Annotated in this window: 19 protein-coding genes and 1 pseudogene; 10 read left to right on the forward strand and 10 right to left on the reverse strand. The window is 42.2% G+C overall.

Going from position 1 to position 19,952, the window contains the following annotated elements:
• The first annotated feature begins 135 nt into the window (after positions 1-135).
• Positions 136-942 carry a TPM domain-containing protein gene (locus tag UYK_RS0123415; RefSeq protein WP_009456528.1) on the forward strand — a complete coding sequence of 269 codons (807 nt, stop codon included), beginning with the start codon at positions 136-138 and terminating at the stop codon, positions 940-942.
• Between the two features lie 121 nt (positions 943-1,063).
• Entirely contained in the window at positions 1,064-1,684 is a 621-nt protein-coding gene (locus UYK_RS0123420) for a precorrin-8X methylmutase (RefSeq protein WP_009456526.1), read from the forward strand.
• A gap of 87 nt (positions 1,685-1,771) precedes the next feature.
• On the opposite strand, the gene UYK_RS0123425 is transcribed toward UYK_RS0123420, so the two are convergent.
• Together UYK_RS0123425 and dapB are read right to left on the reverse strand one after the other, a co-directional pair.
• Positions 1,772-2,485, reverse strand: coding sequence for a monovalent cation/H(+) antiporter subunit G (locus tag UYK_RS0123425; protein ID WP_009456524.1), 714 nt, complete (start codon positions 2,483-2,485; stop codon positions 1,772-1,774).
• Positions 2,486-2,646: 161 nt separating this feature from the next.
• Positions 2,647-3,483: a 4-hydroxy-tetrahydrodipicolinate reductase gene (gene dapB, locus UYK_RS0123430; RefSeq protein ID WP_016872259.1), complete on the reverse strand. Its 837-nt coding sequence runs from the start codon at positions 3,481-3,483 to the stop codon at positions 2,647-2,649.
• 532 nt (positions 3,484-4,015) lie between these two features.
• On the opposite strand from dapB, the gene UYK_RS0123435 reads away from it, so the two are divergent.
• Positions 4,016-4,312 carry a hypothetical protein gene (locus UYK_RS0123435; RefSeq protein WP_016872260.1) on the forward strand — a complete coding sequence of 99 codons (297 nt, stop codon included), beginning with the start codon at positions 4,016-4,018 and terminating at the stop codon, positions 4,310-4,312.
• Positions 4,313-4,451: 139 nt separating this feature from the next.
• On the opposite strand, the gene psaK is transcribed toward UYK_RS0123435, so the two are convergent.
• The gene (psaK, locus tag UYK_RS0123440) at positions 4,452-4,712 is read right to left on the reverse strand and encodes a photosystem I reaction center subunit PsaK (RefSeq protein WP_016872261.1); all 261 of its coding nucleotides are present in this window, start codon (positions 4,710-4,712) and stop codon (positions 4,452-4,454) included.
• Positions 4,713-4,992: 280 nt separating this feature from the next.
• On the opposite strand from psaK, the gene UYK_RS0123445 reads away from it, so the two are divergent.
• The 4 genes from UYK_RS0123445 to UYK_RS0123460 all read left to right on the forward strand — a co-directional run bounded on the left by UYK_RS0123445 (position 4,993) and on the right by UYK_RS0123460 (position 7,486).
• The gene (locus UYK_RS0123445; RefSeq protein ID WP_009456516.1) at positions 4,993-5,421 is read left to right on the forward strand and encodes a SufE family protein; all 429 of its coding nucleotides are present in this window, start codon (positions 4,993-4,995) and stop codon (positions 5,419-5,421) included.
• A 75-nt stretch (positions 5,422-5,496) separates the two neighbouring features.
• Positions 5,497-6,408 (forward strand): alpha/beta fold hydrolase, encoded by a 912-nt coding sequence (locus UYK_RS0123450; protein WP_009456514.1) that lies wholly within the window; start codon positions 5,497-5,499, stop codon positions 6,406-6,408.
• The gene (locus tag UYK_RS26445) at positions 6,405-6,554 is read left to right on the forward strand and encodes a hypothetical protein (protein WP_157221851.1); all 150 of its coding nucleotides are present in this window, start codon (positions 6,405-6,407) and stop codon (positions 6,552-6,554) included. The genes UYK_RS0123450 and UYK_RS26445 overlap by 4 nt, the downstream gene beginning before the upstream one ends.
• 44 nt (positions 6,555-6,598) lie before the next feature.
• Complete coding sequence (locus UYK_RS0123460) at positions 6,599-7,486, forward strand: hypothetical protein (protein WP_009456511.1); 888 nt, start codon at positions 6,599-6,601, stop codon at positions 7,484-7,486.
• 239 nt (positions 7,487-7,725) lie between these two features.
• Here UYK_RS0123460 and UYK_RS0123465 read toward each other — a convergent pair whose 3' ends face one another.
• The 4 genes from UYK_RS0123465 to acpP all read right to left on the reverse strand — a co-directional run bounded on the left by UYK_RS0123465 (position 7,726) and on the right by acpP (position 12,629).
• Entirely contained in the window at positions 7,726-8,196 is a 471-nt protein-coding gene (locus UYK_RS0123465; protein WP_009456509.1) for an NADAR family protein, read from the reverse strand.
• Between the two features lie 345 nt (positions 8,197-8,541).
• Entirely contained in the window at positions 8,542-10,554 is a 2,013-nt protein-coding gene (tkt, locus tag UYK_RS0123470; protein WP_009456507.1) for a transketolase, read from the reverse strand.
• 381 nt (positions 10,555-10,935) lie between these two features.
• Complete coding sequence (fabF, locus tag UYK_RS0123475) at positions 10,936-12,186, reverse strand: beta-ketoacyl-ACP synthase II (protein ID WP_009456505.1); 1,251 nt, start codon at positions 12,184-12,186, stop codon at positions 10,936-10,938.
• 191 nt (positions 12,187-12,377) lie between these two features.
• On the reverse strand, positions 12,378-12,629 hold the full coding sequence (gene acpP / locus UYK_RS0123480; protein WP_009456503.1) for an acyl carrier protein: 252 nt from the start codon (positions 12,627-12,629) through the stop codon (positions 12,378-12,380).
• A 382-nt stretch (positions 12,630-13,011) separates the two neighbouring features.
• Between acpP and UYK_RS0123485 the strand changes: the two genes are divergently transcribed.
• Entirely contained in the window at positions 13,012-13,917 is a 906-nt protein-coding gene (locus tag UYK_RS0123485; RefSeq protein WP_016872262.1) for a CoB--CoM heterodisulfide reductase iron-sulfur subunit B family protein, read from the forward strand.
• Between the two features lie 195 nt (positions 13,918-14,112).
• On the opposite strand, the gene UYK_RS0123495 is transcribed toward UYK_RS0123485, so the two are convergent.
• Both UYK_RS0123495 and UYK_RS0123500 read right to left on the reverse strand, forming a co-directional pair.
• Positions 14,113-16,545: an NACHT domain-containing protein gene (locus UYK_RS0123495; RefSeq protein ID WP_009456499.1), complete on the reverse strand. Its 2,433-nt coding sequence runs from the start codon at positions 16,543-16,545 to the stop codon at positions 14,113-14,115.
• Positions 16,546-16,766: 221 nt separating this feature from the next.
• Positions 16,767-17,366: pseudogene (locus UYK_RS0123500) on the reverse strand (sensor histidine kinase); the annotation flags it as partial.
• Between UYK_RS0123500 and UYK_RS0123505 the strand changes: the two are divergent.
• Positions 17,361-17,990: a response regulator transcription factor gene (locus UYK_RS0123505; RefSeq protein WP_009456496.1), complete on the forward strand. Its 630-nt coding sequence runs from the start codon at positions 17,361-17,363 to the stop codon at positions 17,988-17,990. The pseudogene UYK_RS0123500 and the gene UYK_RS0123505 sit on opposite strands and share 6 nt — an antisense overlap.
• Positions 17,991-18,170: 180 nt before the next feature.
• Positions 18,171-18,716 carry a DUF1830 domain-containing protein gene (locus UYK_RS0123510; protein ID WP_009456494.1) on the forward strand — a complete coding sequence of 182 codons (546 nt, stop codon included), beginning with the start codon at positions 18,171-18,173 and terminating at the stop codon, positions 18,714-18,716.
• 149 nt (positions 18,717-18,865) lie between these two features.
• Here UYK_RS0123510 and hpnA read toward each other — a convergent pair whose 3' ends face one another.
• Entirely contained in the window at positions 18,866-19,855 is a 990-nt protein-coding gene (hpnA, locus tag UYK_RS0123515) for a hopanoid-associated sugar epimerase (protein ID WP_009456492.1), read from the reverse strand.
• Positions 19,856-19,952 lie beyond the last annotated feature (97 nt).

A 19,952-nucleotide genomic window follows, 5' to 3' on the forward strand; every position in this document is an offset into this window, starting at 1 on the left:
ACACTTGATCTCTTCCCAGATGACTAATGACTTAAATTAGATTAAAGTTAAAAAGTGTAAAGAATTATCAGTTTTCCTCTAATCTTTTAAAACAACTTGTTCACGTCTACTGTAGAGAATCGTATAAAAAAGTCCATGCAGCATTGTTTTTGGCGACGAATTCTGGTATTTTGTGCAGTGTTTTTCTTGGCAGGGTCAATTTGGGCAACCCATCCTCCTTACGCTCATGCTTACGACAATCCAGAGTTACTACCAGACACCCCAACCCCAGTCGTAGACTTAGCCAAATCGCTTACCTCTGCTCAGGAAGAAAACCTTGTTAGAAAACTAGAACAATTTGAAGCTGAAACCGGTTGGAAGTTGAGAGTTTTAACTCAGTATGACCGTACGCCTGGTTTAGCAGTTAAAAACTTTTGGAAACTTGATGATAAAAGTGTTTTATTAGTTGCTGATGCCAGTGGTGGTAATATTCTCAATTTCAACGTCGGCGATGCAGTTTATAAGTTGCTACCCCGCACATTTTGGGTAGAACTACAAACACGCTTTGGCAACTTATACTTTGTACGAGAAGAAGGCGAAGACGGAGCAATTATACAAGCTTTAGAATCAATTGAAACTTGTTTGCGTCAAGGCGGTTGCCGTGTTGTTCCTGGATTGCCTAAAGAGCAGTGGATTCTGACTTTGATTAGCTCAATCATTGGTGGAATTGTGTGTGGATTTGCGGCTCAACCCCGGCGTGACGGACAAGTTATTGCTTGGCAATGGGCTTTAATTTTTTCTCCTCTGTGGGGAATCTTGTTTATCGCTTTCGGTATTGGGCCTGTAGTATCCCGCACCTCTGACTGGCTACCTTTAGTTCGCAATATAGCTGGTTTTCTCATCGGTGTATTAGTTGCCTACTTATCTAACTTTTTCAATCGCTCTTCAGCATCGGAAATGTGATTTCGTCAATTGTCAGTGGTCAATGGTCAATTGGAAATTCTCTGTACTTTTGACTATGGGCAATTGACTATGGACTATGAACTATGGACAATTGACACTTGACTATTTAAGCTGAAATCCAATGGAATGGCACATAACTGATGCTGAGAGTTTAGCAATTATTGATAGCGAGATTGGCGAACATGTCTTTTCACCTGCCGAGTATGAAATTGTTCGGCGGGTGATTTATAGCACGGCTGATTTTGAGTACAAATCTTTGATTCGTTTTTCTGAGCGTGCTTTGCAAGCTGGAGCAGCAGCTTTAGCTTCACGCACAACTATTATTGTAGATGTGCCGATGGTACAAGTAGGTATTAATTACGATATTCAAAGTACTTTTGCTAACGCTGTATATTGCAGCATGGATACACCTACCCGTCCTCAAAAAGAAAAAACTAAAGCAGCTTGGGGAATCGAAACTTTAGCTAAACGTTATCCAGAGGGCTTATTTGTAATTGGTCAAGCACAAACAGCTTTGTCTAGATTAGTTGATTTAATAGAAGCAGAAGAAATAAGACCAGCTTTGGTGATTGCTACGCCACCAGGTTTTATCAGCATAGATAAAGATAAAGAACGCTTGCAAGATTCTCTGACGCCAAACATTACAATCGACAGCCGCAAAGGTGGAGCATTAGTTGCAACTGCGATCGTTGATGGTCTAATAGATTTGGCTTGGCAAGCCTATGGAAAAGCGAGGGGATAGAGGATCGGGGATTGGGAATTAGTTATTAATTATTCTCTGTGACACCCCTCACACTCCTCATACTCCTCATACTCCTCACACTCCTTTTTACTCCCATTCTTCCACTCTTCTCCCCTTTTGTTCCTCAGGGGGACGACGTCTGCGGGGTCTTTCTGATGGGCGATCGCGTAAACGACGACTCACTTCAGGAAAATAATCTCGCCGCAAATAAGGATAATCACTAACCCACAAATCCCGGCTAGGAATATAGATATCGGTAATTTCTTCAATTTTGCTCAAATCTGGACGATTTGACATTACCAGCATTTCTACTTTTTGACCACGAGCAATTACTTTATGCTCTACCCGTAGTGGCGCTCTGAGTTGGGCTGTAAATCCGGTTTCGTCACCTACTTCCAGGTTGATTCGCTTTTCCCGGTTTTCTACTATTACCAAATCACCTTTGTTGTCAACGGTTTCCTGTTTACCAATCAATTCGTCTGTAATCCACCAATCCAAAACCCGACCACGGAAAAAGCCACTGTATTTGTAACGGCGACATTTGGCATTGCGCATACTCGCCCAAAATACAGGTCCCCACAGCCAGTAAAAAGCACCAATTACTCCCAGTACAAATAGAATGGGACCAAAACCAGGCATGGCAAAAAGCCTTACCAACACATAAACAGCTGCAATGACAACAGAAATTAACAGCCTCTGTAAAAAATCCGGAAATTTTCCCCAGTAATACTTATACTGCGGACCAGTGGCGATTAAAGGAATGAGTTGATTAAATTTTTGGCGAGTCAATGGGACAAGCATTCGGATTTTGGATTTTGGATTTTAGATTTTGGATTGGAGATGGAAAATGTATACCAAGTTGGTTTTATTGATCATAGGTAATGTGGAATGGGGAAAAGGCTAATTACCAATTACCAATTACCAGCTTGACAGATGACATAAACATTCAAACCAACCAGATATTAGAGTATCTTCTCTAATCCATATACTAACGACTTTAACTGCAAGACTTTACGAATTGCTAGTAGTACTCCTGGCATATAGGCAGAGCGATCGCTTGTGTCATGTCGTAAGGTATAAATTTGACCAGGGGCGCCAAAAATGACTTCCTGATGAGCAATCAGCCCTGGTAGACGAATGCTATGAATTCTGATTCCTTCGTCTGCAACACTACCTCTCGCCCCTGGTAATTTTTCGGTTTCTTTGACGATTGCTGAGTTAAAAGTTTTACCCATTTCTGCTAACATTTGGGCAGTTTGAATGGCAGTACCACTGGGAGCATCGGCTTTTTGGTTATGATGCAGTTCAATGATTTCTACGTGGTCAAAATATTGAGATGCTGTCACAGCGGCTTGTTGCAGTAGTACCATGCCGATAGAAAAATTGGGAATGAGTAGACATCCTGTACTCGCTTTATCTGCAAAACTTGCCAAATCTTCAATTTGTTCAGGACTTAACCCTGTAGTACCAACAACCGGACGAATACCGTAGGCGATCGCACTACGAACGTTATCATACACAGCATCAGGATGAGTAAAATCCACCATCACTCCTGGTTGCATGTGCCTTTCACCAGCTACATAACCTAGCATCGGTTCCAATTGATTGGTAATTGGTACTTCCAAAGGTTCACTTAAACCAGCAAGTTCGCCTGCATCTTTGCCTTGGTGTTCTGGACTAGTATCAATAGCACCCATCAGGCTCATATCAGGCGCTTGTGCCACTGCTTTGACTACCTCGCGCCCCATTTTACCAGCAGCACCGCTCACAATTACAGGGATCAAATTTTGATTCGCCATAGCTTAAATTATGCTTTTATACCCAACAAATTGTAGGAGAATTTGCCATTATTGTTAGTGGTTGTTTGTTGGTAGTTGGTAGTTAGTGGTTATTATTCTACTCCCCACTGCCCCTAATCCCCAGTGGGGGCCCCGAGTTCCCCATCACCCCATTGCCCCATTCTGGGAACTTGGCAACTATTATGTTAGTCGATGCCTTAAACTTAGCTTCATATAGCTGAGTCTTTCACTTATGTTTGTTGCTGTGTAATCGTTAAAAGTTGAGCTGAACTCTCATAAGTCTTTACAAAAGACAGGACTTGCAACCAGGGATAACAACAAGTAACGCAATGTTCGCTTTTTCAGTAATCTTTGGGTTATCACATCAGACAACTTTATATAGAATTTACTGAACATTAGCCATACAAATGTGAAAATACTATCTATTCTGCTTTCGTTAATCACCAACGTCGTTGAGTAAATGAACAGAAAATTAGCTCTTTCCTTGCTTTCTAGCCCCGCACTGTTTGCGTCTATGCTGTCTATGGTGATGATGACCCAACCAGCCCGCGCAAATCAAACAGTGAACTCAACAGGAAGCCATGTTTCTTGTGTAGAGTCTCCTCACTCTGCAACTCATCGTCTGGTATGTACACGGGTAAGTAACACTCCTACCCCACTACCCAAACCAGAAATGAAACTGGCTCAAAAAAACAATCCCAGTGACATAATTGAAATGAACTTTACTGAGGAGGAAAGCGATACCGCCATAGCTTTGTTTGGGTGTGACTGTCCATCTTGCCTCAACGCCTTACGTCAAATGCGCGGTCAGCCTCCTATGTCAGTCTAGTCAATTCACACTAACTTCTAAAAAAAGAGTCAGAGAGTAAATTCTCTGACTCATAATCGGAGACAAAAAATCATCAACCCAGTAGTTAACCGTAAATATTAATACGGTAAACAGCTTGTATTGCTTCTGGTAGAAAAATTTAAAATCTTCCCAGGTTGTGCAGACCTAAGATAGCGCCTGCTCCCAATATATGACCAAAAGCCGTAGTAGCGAGTAATGCCGGCACTCCAAATCCGCCAAAAAACTGGTTTGAAGGCAAGGCAGGTTCTGCATTGGGGTATTTAATGGTGAATTTGCCAAAGAAAATGGCAAGGATATTGCAGAGAATCATAGTCACCCCAACAGTGGGACTCCATTGCAGAGGTGTGGTTGCAGCCGCTAGTAAAGTAGATGTCAGCAACTGAATTTCTCCTTACAATTGTGATTGCGTTAAAAATACCAATGTGAATTTCTTACCAAAAAAAAACAATCCAAAGTTGAATTTTGCATTAATAGTTAACATTTTTTTGGATTACTTAGTAAAAGCTATAGGCGATCACCGAATTTGGGATAGGGTAGCTAGAAGTTTCCTGGAAGAGATAAGGGGTAGGGGATTAGGTGTAGTGGATTAGAGATTAAGACACAATCACCTGCAAAATCATCTAAACTCAAGATGATACGATCGCTCGGCTAATTGTGTTATGTCCTCTATCATAGACTCCTTACCACCAAACCTTGCTAAGATTGTCCAGCGCTTTCAACGCGCTACAGACCCAAAACGACGCTATGAACAGTTAATTTGGTATGGTCAGAAGCTGAAGGAGTTTCCAGAAGCTGATAAACTTCCAGAAAACAAAGTACCTGGGTGTGTTTCCCAAGTTTATGTCAAGGCTGATTTAGTAGATGGCAAAGTTACGTTTCAAGGTGATTCTGATTCTCAATTAACTAAGGGATTAGTGGGTCTTTTAATTGAAGGTTTGAATGGACTTACTCCTGCTGAAATTGTCCAACTGACTCCAGATTTTATTCAAGAAACTGGTTTAAACGTTAGCCTCACACCTTCCCGTGCCAATGGTTTCTACAACATTTTCAAGACTATGCAAAAGAAGGCTTTGGAATGCCAAATTTAGGAATATAGGGAAAAATTTTTTTAAATAACTAATAATTGAAATTATTAATTATCAAAAACTATAAAACTTTGTCTCATGTCAACTAATTTATTATCATCTCCTACTAATTTTGGTATCGGTGGAGTAGTCAAAGCAATCTCCTGGAATTGGAAAAACCAACAATTCCAGATTGTATATGAAACTATCGGTAGTGGTTCCCCGCTATTGCTACTTCCTGCTTTTAGCACTGTGTCTACACGAGAAGAAATGAACGGGATAGCTAAGTTACTTGCGCCCCATTTTCAAGTTATCGCTGTAGATTGGCCTGGATTTGGAGAATCTTCTCGTTTACCTGTAAATTACGAACCTGCTATATATGAACAATTTCTAGAATATTTTGTAACTTCTGTTTTTGATGTTCCCATAACAGTAGTAGCTGCTGGTCACAGTGCGGCTTATGTCCTAAAATTAGCCCAGAAAAACTCCTCCGTATTTTCACGGTTGGTTTTAGTAGCGCCAACTTGGCGTGGGCCTTTACCGACGATGGGTGTAGATCGACAGATCGCAGGAGTATTTAGAGAAATAGTGCGATCGCCTATTGTTGGTCAAGCACTCTACAAGCTCAACACCGTGCCATCTTTTTTAAGTTTTATGTACCGTCGCCACGTCTACGTGGATGCTGCCAAACTCACCCCCAGTTTCATTGAGCATAAATGGCAAAATACCCAACAACCAGGAGCTAGATTTGCTCCTGCTGCCTTTGTAACTGGAAATCTCGACGCTGTACATCACCAAGCTGACTTTCTGACGTTGGCTCAAAATTTATCTGTGCCTTTGATGGTGGTAATTGGAGAATCCTCTCCCAGCAAATCCCGTGCTGACATGGACGCTTTGGCAGCACTCAGCGGAGTCCAAACAGCCGTTCTTCCTGGTTCTCTGGGAATGCATGAAGAATATCCAGAAGCAGTAGCAGAGGCTATTTTGCCCTTTTTGAGGACTGGTTCTTGAAGGAAGATGGAATCAGATGGGAGGAGTGTCAGCAGTTGACGGAAAGAATGCGATCGCGATTCGTCGACCTTAGTCGTCAGGGTACATTCCAGAATGAGGAAGAGAACAATTTCATGATGATTTCATTTCTGTATGACAAACTTTAGTTAGCTATACTGCCACCTATTCATCATACAGAGTAAAGATTTCTATGAAATATTCTATTGCTGGAATTGTTGCTATCGCAGTTTTAATACTTAATCAAGGTTGCTCATCACAAGTTAAGTGGGGAGAAACTGCTTCCCAAGAAAATACAACAGTATCAGCAAATCATAATGGACATGCTACTGAGCAAACACATTATGAACATCATTCAAACAATCATAGTAATAGTAATTACGTCTCTACTCAAGCAAAATTAACCGCTCCTAAAAATATTGTTCCAAATCAGCCTCTACCTTTGGTAATTAACATCCAAGATTCTCAAGGAAAATCTATCAGCAAATTTGACAAATTCCAAGAACAATTAATGCATTTAATTGTAGTGAGTGATGACTTAAAATTTTTCAATCACTTGCATCCCAATTACAAAGGTAATGGGCGTTTTGAAATTAATACTAATTTTCCTGAACCTAATAACTACACAATTTTCAGCGATTACAAGCCATCTGGTAAACAAGAAGAAGTTACTGTTATGAAAATCACAGTGCCCGGTTCAACTCCTGTACCTCAAGAGTTAGCAAAATACAGCAATACCAAAATATTAGCTGATACTAAAGTCAACCTAAATTTTTCTCAACCAACTCTCAAGGCTGGTGAAGAAGTCAATTTGAAGTTTGCTCTCCAAGACATTGATAATAATCAAACAATTAAAGATTTGCAACCATACTTAGGAGAAAAAGGACATTTAGTTATTATTAAAAGTTCTTCTCCTTTGACAGCATCAGATTATATTCATGCTCATGCTCGTAAAGATTCTCCTGATGGAGAGGTGGATTTTGTAACTAGTTTTCCTGAAGCGGGAACATACAAACTGTGGATGCAATTTAATCGTAATGGTAAAGTTAATACAGCTGATTTTTGGGTGAATGTGCAATAAAAGTTGTTTGTTTAGTTGTTAGTTTTTGATTAACAGAATTAAAACTTCTTGCAATACTGGGTGGCTTGTTGGAAAAAAAGATGATCGAAAGCCTGGTGTTAAAGCCACAAAAGCAAGAATTGCGGCGATGAGACGAAATCGCCGCTACCTGGAAATTACTTAACTCGAATTCTCAAGTTTTTAGTTAGCGATCGCCTTAAATTGTTTTTAGCTCAAAATTTTGCCAAAAAATGACGACCTTATTCAGAAATTACTGTAAGCAATGGTAACTTACGAATTTCCTCCCGTACACTCATGAGAATTTTACCGAGATGATTTTGTCCTGTGTGATCTGCACCACAACCCCAAAAATAATCTCTTGGTGAGTTTTCCACCAGTAATTGATCGCCGGTCGTGAGTAGAACCTCCCTAATATCAGCATGGGTGAGAAACTTTTTGAGTACAGCTTGTCGCATGATATTAGTTTTAACTATTTCCCAATCTAAACGCACCTTGCGAGTGCAACAGCGTCCTAAAGCCGCTGCTTCTTCTGGTGTCTCAACGGCGTGGATTACAGGTATGATCACCGCATCTGTTGTTCCCACAAATTTTTGAGCTTGATAATAATGCTCTACTGTCCGCCAGTGAATACCATCGATTTTAATGCTGTGGGGAGAAAAGTTAGAAAAACAGCCATAAGGCTCATAAGCTTTGTAAAAGTAAATAGTCATTTTAAAGTTGCTCTTTTAATACCTTCAACTTCTATGATGCCTGTAGTTGTTGGTAGGCAGAAGATAGGTCCTCAAAAAAGTACATTCTACAGTGTATACACAAGTTCAATTTACGCAGGCAAAGCTTAATTTCCAGAAGTTGCGACTTCGCCACAATCTTGTTGAAAAACTCGACCACAGAAAAAAACCGATACACACCGATAAAGAGAAGCGCTATAAATTAAATATTTCTACTCAACGGTACAGAAAAGCTTACTGCAAGCACTCTCCACGCGGTTCATAAAATAACAAAGGGTGGATTCACCCACCCTCGCTAAAATTTATCAAAGATTATTCTGTTGCTGATTAAACCAACAATTCTTGCGCCTTTTTGACTACATTATCAACGGTGTAGCCAAATTTCTCCATGATCACACCACCAGGTGCAGAAACACCAAAGCGATCAACGCTAATCATTGCGCCTTCGTCGCCCAGGTAACGACACCAACCGAAGCTAGAAGCAGCTTCAACAGCTAAACGCTTTTTAACTGCTTTGGGTAACACTGACTCACGGTAGGATTCGCTTTGAGCATCGAAGAGTTCCCAAGAAGGCATGGAAACTACACGAACTTTCTTACCTTCAGCGCGGAGTTTGGCAGCAGCGTCAACGCACAGAAATACTTCACTACCTGTACCGATGAGGATGATATCGGGAGTTCCTTCGCTATCAGAAAGAATGTAAGCGCCTTTGGTCACACCTTCAATGCTGCTTCCCTCTAATTGGGGCAGGTTTTGCCGCGACAATGCTAGCAAAGTGGGGCGATGTTGATTAGCATTTTCAATGGCGACTTTGTAAGCACCAGATGTTTCGTTACCGTCGGCGGGACGGATAACTGTCAGGTTGGGAATAGCCCGCAAAGATGCCAAGGTTTCTACTGGTTGGTGGGTGGGGCCATCTTCACCTAAACCGATGGAATCGTGAGTCATAACGTAGATGACTCCCGCTTGAGACAATGCCGAAAGGCGAATTGCTGCTCGCATGTAGTCGGCAAAGACCAAGAAGGTAGCACAGTAGGGAATTAACCCGGAACCATGCAAAGCAATACCGTTACAAATCGAACCCATACCATGCTCACGCACACCGAAACGGAGGTTACGGTTTTGGTACTGTCCTTTTTGAAAGTCGCCTGCTCCCTTGAGTTCTGTCAAGTTGGAGTGGGTGAGGTCGGCAGAACCACCGATCATTTCTGGTAGGACGGGTGCTAAAGCATTGAGGGTGATTTCGGAAGTTTTGCGAGTGGCGATCGCTTTACTTCCTGCTTCGTAGGTGGGTAGTGCTTTTTCCCAGCCTTCTGGCAATTTACCACTAATTTGCCGCTCAAATTCAGCCGCTTCTTGGGGATACTTCGCTTTGTAATCAGCAAAGGTTTTATTCCATTGACTTTCGTACTCAGCACCACGGTCTATGGCTTTACGGAAGTGCTTGAGGGCATCTTCTGGGATAACAAATGGTTCGTGTTCCCAACCCAAGTTATTACGAGTAGCAGCGACTTCATCACCACCAAGGGCTGCACCGTGAACACCTGCGGTATTGGCTTTGTTGGGGGAACCGTAACCAATGGTGGTACGGACTTTAATTAAAGATGGCTTGTCGGTGACTGCTTTGGCAGCTGCGATCGCTTTATGAATTGCTTCTAAGTTGGTGTCGCCATCGCCAACGGCTTGCACGTGCCAACCGTATGCTTCAAAACGCTTGCCCACGTCTTCGGTGAAGGAAATATCGGTAGAACCATCAATAGAGATGTGGTTGTCATCATACAGGGCAATGAGTTTACCCAAGCCCAGGTGTCCTGCCAAAGAACAGGCTTCCCCGGATACACCTTCCATGTTGCAACCATCACCCAAAATCACATAGGTGTAGTGGTCAACTATTTTGGCATCGGGTTTGTTGAACTTTGCGGCGAGATGGGCTTCTGCCATCGCTAAACCGACCGCATTGGCAATTCCCTGTCCTAAGGGTCCGGTCGTTACTTCTACACCTGGTGTTTCAAAGTTTTCTGGATGTCCAGGAGTTTTAGAACCCCACTGACGGAATTGTTTAATATCGTCTAGCGTGACGCTGTCGTAACCAGTCAAGTAGAGTAGGGCATACTGCAACATACAGCCGTGACCGGCAGACAGGACAAAGCGATCGCGGTTGAACCACTTGGGATTTTTAGGGTTAAACCGCATAAACTTATCCCACAGCACAAATGCCATTGGTGCAGCACCCATTGGCAGTCCTGGATGACCAGACTTGGCTTTTTCTACGGCATCAATTGCCAAAAAGCGGATCGAGTTAATACAAAGTTCTTCAAGGGTTTGGGTTGCAACAGCCATAATCTCTTGTTGTTAACGACGGGTTAGCACTCTTTTAAGCTTCTTTCGCCTGCTGGGGATCAAATTTCCCCACGATAGTATCATCATCCCATTGGTGCTTGTTGACAAACAAGCCGTAAAGTTGAGGATTTTTGATCAGGGATTTTAGGATTATTCTAGAAAGGATTGGCCTAGATATTCAGTTGTTAAAGGGACGGAATGATCTCAACAGGGCGTCAAAGACAATACGTTCTTTCTAGGGATCGAAGAAAGGGATCGGGGAAGGTGGGGTCCTCTCTAGAATAAGGGGCAACGGGGGCATGGGGAATTGGGATACATTTCTCCATTGTCCCCCGTGTCTCTCTTGTCCCTGTTTCCCGATCCCCTATCCCCTTTTAATTCCTAGACATGTTTTTTAAAGGCAAGGGTGACATTATGACCACCAAAACCAAAAGAATTGGACAGTGCTACCTCAACACGTGCAACACGGCTAACATTTGCTACGTAGTCTAGATCACATTCTGGATCAGGGTTTTCCAGGTTAATTGTGGGTGGGAGTCGGTCGTTAGCGATCGCGAGTACTGTTGCCACTGCTTCAATACCACCAGAACCGCCCAATAAGTGACCTGTCATGGATTTAGTAGAACTAATTGCTACTTTGTAAGCATGATCACCTAAGGCTCTTTTCATTGCTGCGGTTTCAGTCGAATCGTTAGCTGGGGTGCTAGTACCGTGGGCATTGATGTAGCTCACCATTTCGGGGGTGATTCCTGCATCTTTAAGTGCCAGCTGTATAGCCCTGGCGGCTCCTTCACCACCGGGTACGGGGGATGTGATATGGTAAGCGTCACAGGTCATACCATAGCCGACGATTTCGGCATAAATCCTCGCACCACGACTGATGGCGTGTTGCATTTCTTCCAAAATCAAAATACCTGCTCCTTCGCCCATGACAAATCCATCACGGTCTTTATCAAAGGGACGGCTGGCATGAGCAGGGTCATCATTACGAAACGAAAGTGCTTTACATGCAGCAAAACCAGCAAGAGATAGGGGTGTAATAGCTGCTTCTGCTCCGCCACAAATCATTGCTTGGGCATATCCGCCTTGAATCAGGCGAAACGCGTCTCCGATGGAGTTAGAACCAGCAGCACAAGCTGTTACGGAGCAGGAATTAGGCCCTTTTGCGCCAGTGTGAATTGCTGTTAACCCCGCAGCCATGTTGGCAATCATCATGGGAATCATGAATGGGCTACAGCGGTCTGGGCCACGGTTGAGATAAACCGTTTGCTGCTCTTCCATTACCTTCAGACCACCAACGCCAGAACCGATGATCACACCTACTTGTTCAGCATTCAGGTCATTAATCGTTAATTGCGCATCTGCTAGAGCCTGTTTTGCCGCTGAAACGGCAAATTGAGAAAACCTATCCATGCGCTTGGCTTCTTTACGATCCATGTAATCGTGCGGATCGTAGTTTTTTACCTCGCCAGCAATACGGCAAGCATGGCGCGAAGCATCAAACAAGGTGATTTCGCTAATGCCATTGCGTCCGCTTACCAATCCTTCCCAATACTCGGCTGGTGTATTACCAATCGGTGTAATCGCGCCAACACCAGTTACAACAACGCGTTTACGTATCAAATCTGTCATGACTAAGTTACAGGTGGCTCTCCGGCAGGACAAAACAGGAATTGGGCACAGGGCATTGGAAATAGGAAATTAGGCATTGGGAATTGAGATTTGGGAATTGGGAATTGGGCTTCATATAATTTTTACTACGCACCATGCCCTATGCCCTATGCCCTACGCCCTATGTCCTATACCCTATGCCCTAACCTCTCTTATGCGGATGCGGCAACTTTGTTGTTAATGTAATCCAATGCTTCTTGAACTGTGGTAATTTTTTCAGCTGCTTCATCAGGAATTTCGATATCAAATTCTTCTTCTAAAGCCATTACCAACTCGACTGTATCTAGGGAATCAGCGTTTAGGTCATTGGCAAAATTGGCTTGTGGTGTAACCTTTTCGGGTTCAACACCTAGTTGCTCCACAACGATTTTTTTCACTCTATCAAAAATGTCCGCTTGGCTCATAGATTAAATTCCTCAACCAGTTGCTATAATCCGCTCTTTATGGGTTACATGGTTTTGAGCATATACATCTTATCTGAAAGCGCGATCGCATACACTCTTTAAAGGATTCTGTTTTGCAATTCTTACTAAATTTTTTTTCAGAATATACACCCCAGTACCTATTGTCTGACAACCAACACTAGTCTTGCGATGATAAAACAGTTACAGGCAGCTATGCAGGAGGCAAAGGCAGGAGGCATTAAAAGGCAGAAGGAAATTCATAGAATATAATTCCAACTACCTCCTTTCCCCCTCACCAATTACCAATCACCAATTACCAATTACCTTTTTCATCTGCTCTAGTGTACGCAATTCGTGTCGATTATCTAACAACAATATTTCTATGCTATCCCATACGTTGAAATACGCTTACTACCCAGGTTGTGTTGCTCAAGGGGCTTGCCGGGAACTTCATCAATCCACAGTAGCCCTCAGCAAAGCATTGGGCATTGAACTCATTGAACTCAAAAAAGCTGCTTGCTGCGGTTCCGGTACTTTTAAGGAAGATTCCCAACTTTTGGAAGATACTGTCAATGCTCGCAATATTTCTTTAGCAGAAGAATTAAGTTTGCCTCTACTGACTCATTGTAGTACTTGTCAAGGTGTAATTGGTCATGTTGATGAACACCTCAAAGAATGTCAGAAAACAAATCCCGCTTATGTTGGACAAGTTAACAGCTTGCTGCAAAAAGAAGGGTGTTCACCTTACCGAGGAAGCACAGAAGTTAAACATCTGCTTTATGCTCTCGCAAAAGATTATGGCTTAGAAGAGATTCAAAAACGAGTTAGCCGTAAATTAGCTGGACTCAAGTGTGCTGCTTTTTACGGCTGCTATCTCCTGCGTGCCCAAAAATTCATGCTTTATGATGACCCCTTCCAGCCAGAGACGATGGAAAATCTATTTAGGGCAGTGGGAGCTACACCCATTTATTACAGAGGTCGTACGCAATGTTGCGGTTGGCCTCTTGCTAGTTATGCTACCAGCGAGTCCTTCAAAATGGCTGGTAAGCATATTCAAGAAGCCATAGAAGCGGGTGCTGATTGTATGGTAACGCCTTGTCCTTTGTGTCACCTTAACCTCGATTCTCGTCAACCAGAGGTAGAAAAGGTAATTGGACGTAAGCTAAGTTTACCAGTCTTGCATCTACCGCAGTTGGTTGCTTTAGCGATCGGCATTAGTCCGAAAGAACTAGGTTTAGAAAGGCACATTGTTTCTACTCGCCCAGTGTTGGAGAAGTTAGGACTTTGACTAGCAATTTTGGATTTTAACTGGGGAGTGGGGAGGTGGGGGAAGTATGAGGAGTATGAGGAGTGTGAGGAGTGTGAGGAGTGTGTAGACGCGCAAGCGGCTTTCCGTAAAGGTGGAGTGGAGGAATAACCACTAACCACTAACAACCAACCATCAACAACCAACCATCAACAACTAACAACCAACCACCAACAATCAATTTTGATTAAATGGTTCTTCAATTGGCGTCACTGTCACTTCTGGAGTAGAAGGTATGGTGATTGATTTTGATGTTGGTTCTTGAGCAGGCAACGGAGTAAAAGTAGAAGGTATGGTTATAGAACTTGATGTTGGTTCTTGAGTCGGTGACGGGGTAAAAATAGGTTCAGATGTAGTTTCCGGTGATGCTGGCTCAAAAGTTGGTATTGGCGAAGTTGTCGGAGATGGTAGACCGAATGCTGGACTGGGTACTGGTGTAAAATTAAAGCCTGGCTCGGTTTCTACTGTCGGTGTTGGTTCTGGAGTGGTAGTGGGTGAGTACGTTGGTACTGGTGCAGATGTAGGTTTGCTTTTTGACTGTTGTGGTTTGATGAATGTTGGTTCGGGAAATGTTGGTGGTGTTAATGCTGGATCTATTCTGGGTTTAGTTTCTTTTAAGGGTTTTAAGGGTGACAGTGTGGGTATTTCTGAGTTTGTGGGTTTAGCAATGGGCGATGGTGTGAATGTTGCTTCGGTTTCTGGCTGGGCTGATGGTATGGTTGTTGCTTGAGGCTTGCTGGTATCTGGTTGAATGGGTTGGGGTGCGGTACGATCCCAATAAAACCAAGCTAATAATCCACCAGAAGCCAAAATTCCGGTAGTAATAATCCCTTGTGGTGAAAGTAAAAAGTTTTGCCGCAAAGGCTGAACTGGAGGTAAAGTTTGTCCTTCTACTATATTCATCCGAGTTAGGGGTGACACTGAGGAAGGGGGCAAAGGTTTGGCTTCTTTTGCCTGAATACTGTTGACAACTCGGTGATTAACTACAGGTTGATGACTATTTTTTGGCGAGTTAACTTTTGATTTTTGAACATGATTACTAAAGTTGGGGTTTTTCTCAATTTTCGGGAGAGTGTGGGATTCACTGCTACCATTGTGTATATTTTGAAGCTGGGAATTTAATAAAGATGAGGGAAGTAAATTGAAATTTTGGCGAGTGAGGGCTAGTCCTGTGAAATCACTCAACGATTCTTGTATTTCTAAGGCTCTGGTAAAGTATCTAAAGGCAACAGTATTTTCTTCTAAACACAAGGCGCGAGTACCAAGTTGGTGTAAAGCCCAAGCTTCCGAGGCTTTGTCTCGTTCGGCTTGAGATGCTTGTAGTCCACGTTGTAGCACATGTTCCCACAAACCCCAGCGCTTACTCAAAGCTAGTAAACTTTCCACTGCTTTTGCTAAGTGTAAGACTACTTGCCAACGGCTAGCTCTGACTGCTACTTCTAAAATCTGTACGATCGCATCAATTTTTGCTAATAAATTTTGTGGCTGCTGGAGATACAACTGTGTCCAGTTAATAAAGTAAGCGATCGCGTTTTCTAATGGTGTTCCTAATTTCCATGCTGGTGGTAACACTTCTGTGATGGTCTTGTTGATCCGATAACGAGAATCTTCCTGTTGTATGAGATAACGCTGTTGCAAATTCTTTAAAATTTCAGAGGTGTCTGGTTGTTGTGTGATCGCTGCAACTTCTTCCTGTAATAACCCTACTTCACCCATCACTGCTAAAGTTTCCAAAATGTTTCTGTGGGTGTGTGGTAGTGACTCAATGATTTGTTGAATGAGATAAATACTAGCTTGAGAATTTGGTAGTTGACTGACAACTTCCGCTAGCGATCGCCCTTCTGCTAAGATGTAGGCGATCGCTAATTGCAGATGCAGCGGGTTTCCATTGAGGATGATACACAGTGATCTAGCAGCAGGTAGTTCCTCAGTTTTCAGGGAACGTCGCATTTTTGTTTCTACAAAAACTAAGGCGTCCTGAATAGACAATCCAGAAAGTGCAGTGGAGTATGCTGGTTTTGGCAGACGCTGTTTTGTAGAAGCAACCAGAAAAGTACAGTTGCTAGCAGCATTTCTCAGCTTTTGCACTTCATCTTGAATAAGTTGATCGCCGTCATCGAGTATAACTAGTGCGTGTTTATCCTGAATTTGCTGGCGTATTTGCTCATCTGTAGGTTTATAAGGGGTATCACTTTCATATCCATAGAAAGCTTCCCAAATTATTTGCAGTAAATCACTCACATAGGGGTGATGGCAAGATAGACTGATAACACCATCACTAAACACAGAATCAGCCTGGAGTTCTTGCGCGCAGTAACGCAATAAAAAGCTTTTGCCAAAACCTACGGGACTATAAAATTCTACCGATTGTCCAGATTTTAAAGCTGCGATCGCTTCATTGATTGGTTTTTCACGCTCTAGAAGTTTCTCCTTAGGAGGTTGACGAATCAACACTGGCGTCGAGCGTTCTAGCAAAGTCGGTTTTACTGGTATGGTTGCTAATTCTGCGATCGCACCTTGGCTAGAACTGATTTTGAGTACATGCTTACCTACAGCCAGTCTACTATTGCTGTCTGTGCGTATATTTGCTGTCAAATTGCTATGCGGCATAGATTTTTATTTCAATCATTAACTCGAGTTTTACTCTATTTACCGCAATTTTGCTACTCAAATAGGGGTATATCCTACATTGCCTATCTTATTCTTAGCAAATTTGTCAGTATTTTTACTTAAGTAGTACTTAGGTAAGTTAAAAACAAAACTTATATCTACCCTGCTAATAGTTATACATTTTTAATTTGTAATTGAGCGAAGCGTTTACACCCTTGTCTTCAGTGAGGGATTTTCACTGTAAATATAGTGCCAACTCCTACTTCACTTTCCACAAAAATTTCTCCTTGATGGAGTTCTACACATTTTTTTACAACTGATAAACCTAACCCACTACCAACTATATTTTCAACATTTTGTCCTCGATAAAACGGTTCATAAATCTTCTGCTGTTCATGTTGGGGAATACCAATTCCTTCATCTTTAACTTGGAAAATAGTAGTTTCTACTTCACACTTTAATAATAAATATATATTCCCTCCTGGGGATGAATACTTGATGGCATTCAAAAGCAAATTACTGAGAATAGAATATAGCAGTTTCTCATCCATGCTCACCCGATAACAGCGACCATATTTAATAAAATGTATTGCAGTTTGTTTAGTATCCAAAAGCTGAAAATCTTCTAATAAATTTAAGCAAAAACTTTCTAGATTAATCAATTGAGGATTGAAATCTAATTTTCCTGCCTCTGCCCTTGTGAAAGTCAACAAATCAGTAATTAATTGATTCATTAATTTAGCCGAGGATTGAATTCGATATAAATTTTTTAATTTATTCTCATCAACAGATTCCTGAAGAATTTCCCTTAATAATTGAGTCAATATGTAGTAGATATTGCCCAAGATGGAGAAGCAGCCTGGAACTCGGTTGAGTCCATTAAGTACGATTTGCTATTGTTGGATGTGACATTGCCAAAATTAGATGGTATTCGCTTTTGCCAACGTTTACGCACCATCCAAGCCAATAATCCAGCACATCGTAACTCTGCTGCACCTGTGTTGATGCTAACGGCTCGTGATACTGTAGCAGACAAAATTACCGGATTAGATGCAGGAGCAGATGATTATGTGGCAAAGCCATTTGACTTAGAAGAGTTAATGGCTCGTATACGTGCTTTGCTCAGAAGGGGTAGTTCTGCAACCACATTAAGTTTATGTTGGGGGAGCCTGCTTCTCAATCCTAGTACTTACGAGGCTACTTACGATGATAAACCTCTGGCGTTGACACCGAAAGAATATGCGATTTTGGAATTATTGGTAGCCAATGGCAGACGAGTGTTGAGCCGTTCTAGCATTATAGAGCAAGTGTGGTCTATGGACGACTCGCCTGTAGAAGAAACTGTTAGATCTCACATCAAATCTCTCAGGCAAAAGCTCAAATTTTCAGGTGCTGCTGAAGATTTTATAGAAACTGTACATGGGTTAGGCTATCGTCTCAAGTAGGGACACACGGCTGTCATTTACCCTAACGACTCCACAATTTCTGCACAATTTCTACACGGAAATTGCATATGTAGGTTTTATATTCTTCAGATATTGGAGGGGTATTGGAGGGGAACATTAAGCAGAAAATCTATTGTTCCAATCAATCTGCGATCAAAAAAGCTCAGAAGGAAATTGTGGATGAAATGGAAGCAGTCTTATCATGGCTGGTTGATTGAAATAATACCAATGCCCAAAGGATATTTATTTCAGTGTTGGCTTCCAGATGAAAAGACTGGATTCAGCGATCGCCAAATTTATCCCACTTTCACTCAAGCCTTTGCAGCAGCGAAAAAACGGGCTGATTTAGAAGCTGTTAGTCTGGCGCTAATCCGTTTTCTCAGCCAATCTTACGAGCCGTGCAATCTTAGCTCTAATGAATATAAGGCTTTGGAAACATCTATAGTCAACTTTGTTCAACAAGCCAGTAGAACTCAAATGCACAACTCTCCAACATTGCTGACACAAAACCAAATTCTGTGTTTCTACAAAAACACAACTAGTCAGATTCAAATCCTTCGCATCTCCCACAGCACTAACTGTGACTTCGAGCAAATAGTTTTTCCTGGAGAACAAATGCTATTTGAGGCTTTTCCCCAAGCAGAGCTAGAAATCCATATGGATAGTACAACAGGTACAACTTTAATCAATAAAATTCTGTGTTCTAATCTACAAGTTTATGGCTGATTTTATACATTCTTGTCATGGGTTATATAGCAATCCGAAATTATTTGTGAAATTATCTGCAAATCAGATAGAACTGCTATATAGGTGGAGCGATCGCGGCTCCGGAAGAGGTATACATTTGCTGTTATCATCAGCACTGTAAATTTGAATTAAATCTGCGTAAATCCTGGACGCGATAAAAACCAATCTACAGCATTTTGCAGAGCCACACTTAGGGGAGACTGAGGTAAACCCAATTCTCGCACAGCCTTGGAAGCGTCATAATACATCGTTTGCGTTGCCATACGTACACCATCTAAAGGAACAGATGGTGTTTTGCCAAAGTGAGTTAGAATTTTTTCATCAAACCAGGCAACACTAAGAGGTAAGCAAGCAGGTATAGACCTTTTCGGGGGTTGCAAACCTGTAATCTCGGCAAGTTGATCGAGTAGTTGTTTGAGCGTCAGATTTTGATGTCCTAAAATGTAGCGATCGCCTGATTTACCTTTTTGTAAAGCTAGTAAATGCCCCTTCGCCACATCCCGCACATCAATAAAATTCAGTCCCGTGTGCGTATAAAAAGGCATTTGTCGTCGCAGAAACCGCACAATAATATCTCCTGTCGGCGTTGGCTTAATATCCCAAGCCCCAATTGGACTACTGGGGTTGACTATAACCACATCCTGACCATCGCCAGCCGCTTGCATGGCTTCTTGTTCAGCCCAAAACTTAGACTTTTTGTAGTGACCAATTAGTTTCTCTACAGGACTTTGATAAGTTTCATCTACAATCGTACCACCAGGGCCGACTCCAATAGCCGCTACAGAACTGGTATAAACTGTTCTAGCAATATCAGCTTTTCTAGCAGCAGCTAGGACATTGCGCGTACCTAGAACATTATGCTGGTAAAGAGCTTCCCGGTCTTTTTGCCAAAGAGAATAGTGAGCAGCGACGTGAAAAAGGTACTGGCAACCACGCATCTGCTGCCATAATTCTGGGTGATTTAAATCACTCTTGACTATTTCTACATCTAGATTTTGGAGGTTATCTAATTGGCTATTAGGACGTACCAATGCTCTAACGGTGTATCCTTCTGCTAGAAGTAACCGCACTAAGTTTGCACCAACAAAACCAGTACCACCTGTAACAAATACACGCATTATCAGTTATCAGTTACGTAAGACTGTGAATTGAGGAAATAATATAAGGTTTTTGGCAATTGTCCAGAGTTTGATTTTGGTTAACGAACACCGATGA

Origin of the sequence: Fischerella thermalis PCC 7521 (assembly GCF_000317225.1) — a bacterium.
In the GTDB taxonomy this organism is placed as follows: Bacteria; Cyanobacteriota; Cyanobacteriia; order Cyanobacteriales; family Nostocaceae; genus Fischerella; species Fischerella thermalis.

Coding starts and splice junctions, on each gene's coding strand:
- UYK_RS0123425 (WP_009456524.1), bottom strand. CDS start 2,485: ATGCTTGTCCCATTGACTCGCCAAAAATTTAATCAACTCATTCCTTTA.
- UYK_RS0123460 (WP_009456511.1), top strand. CDS start 6,599: ATGAAATATTCTATTGCTGGAATTGTTGCTATCGCAGTTTTAATACTT.
- UYK_RS0123435 (WP_016872260.1), top strand. CDS start 4,016: ATGACCCAACCAGCCCGCGCAAATCAAACAGTGAACTCAACAGGAAGC.
- UYK_RS0123445 (WP_009456516.1), top strand. CDS start 4,993: ATGTCCTCTATCATAGACTCCTTACCACCAAACCTTGCTAAGATTGTC.
- UYK_RS0123415 (WP_009456528.1), top strand. CDS start 136: ATGCAGCATTGTTTTTGGCGACGAATTCTGGTATTTTGTGCAGTGTTT.
- acpP (WP_009456503.1), bottom strand. CDS start 12,629: ATGAGCCAAGCGGACATTTTTGATAGAGTGAAAAAAATCGTTGTGGAG.
- dapB (WP_016872259.1), bottom strand. CDS start 3,483: ATGGCGAATCAAAATTTGATCCCTGTAATTGTGAGCGGTGCTGCTGGT.
- UYK_RS0123495 (WP_009456499.1), bottom strand. CDS start 16,545: ATGCCGCATAGCAATTTGACAGCAAATATACGCACAGACAGCAATAGT.
- UYK_RS0123510 (WP_009456494.1), top strand. CDS start 18,171: ATGAAATGGAAGCAGTCTTATCATGGCTGGTTGATTGAAATAATACCA.
- UYK_RS0123465 (WP_009456509.1), bottom strand. CDS start 8,196: ATGACTATTTACTTTTACAAAGCTTATGAGCCTTATGGCTGTTTTTCT.
- tkt (WP_009456507.1), bottom strand. CDS start 10,554: ATGGCTGTTGCAACCCAAACCCTTGAAGAACTTTGTATTAACTCGATC.
- UYK_RS0123420 (WP_009456526.1), top strand. CDS start 1,064: ATGGAATGGCACATAACTGATGCTGAGAGTTTAGCAATTATTGATAGC.
- UYK_RS0123450 (WP_009456514.1), top strand. CDS start 5,497: ATGTCAACTAATTTATTATCATCTCCTACTAATTTTGGTATCGGTGGA.
- hpnA (WP_009456492.1), bottom strand. CDS start 19,855: ATGCGTGTATTTGTTACAGGTGGTACTGGTTTTGTTGGTGCAAACTTA.
- fabF (WP_009456505.1), bottom strand. CDS start 12,186: ATGACAGATTTGATACGTAAACGCGTTGTTGTAACTGGTGTTGGCGCG.
- UYK_RS0123485 (WP_016872262.1), top strand. CDS start 13,012: ATGCTATCCCATACGTTGAAATACGCTTACTACCCAGGTTGTGTTGCT.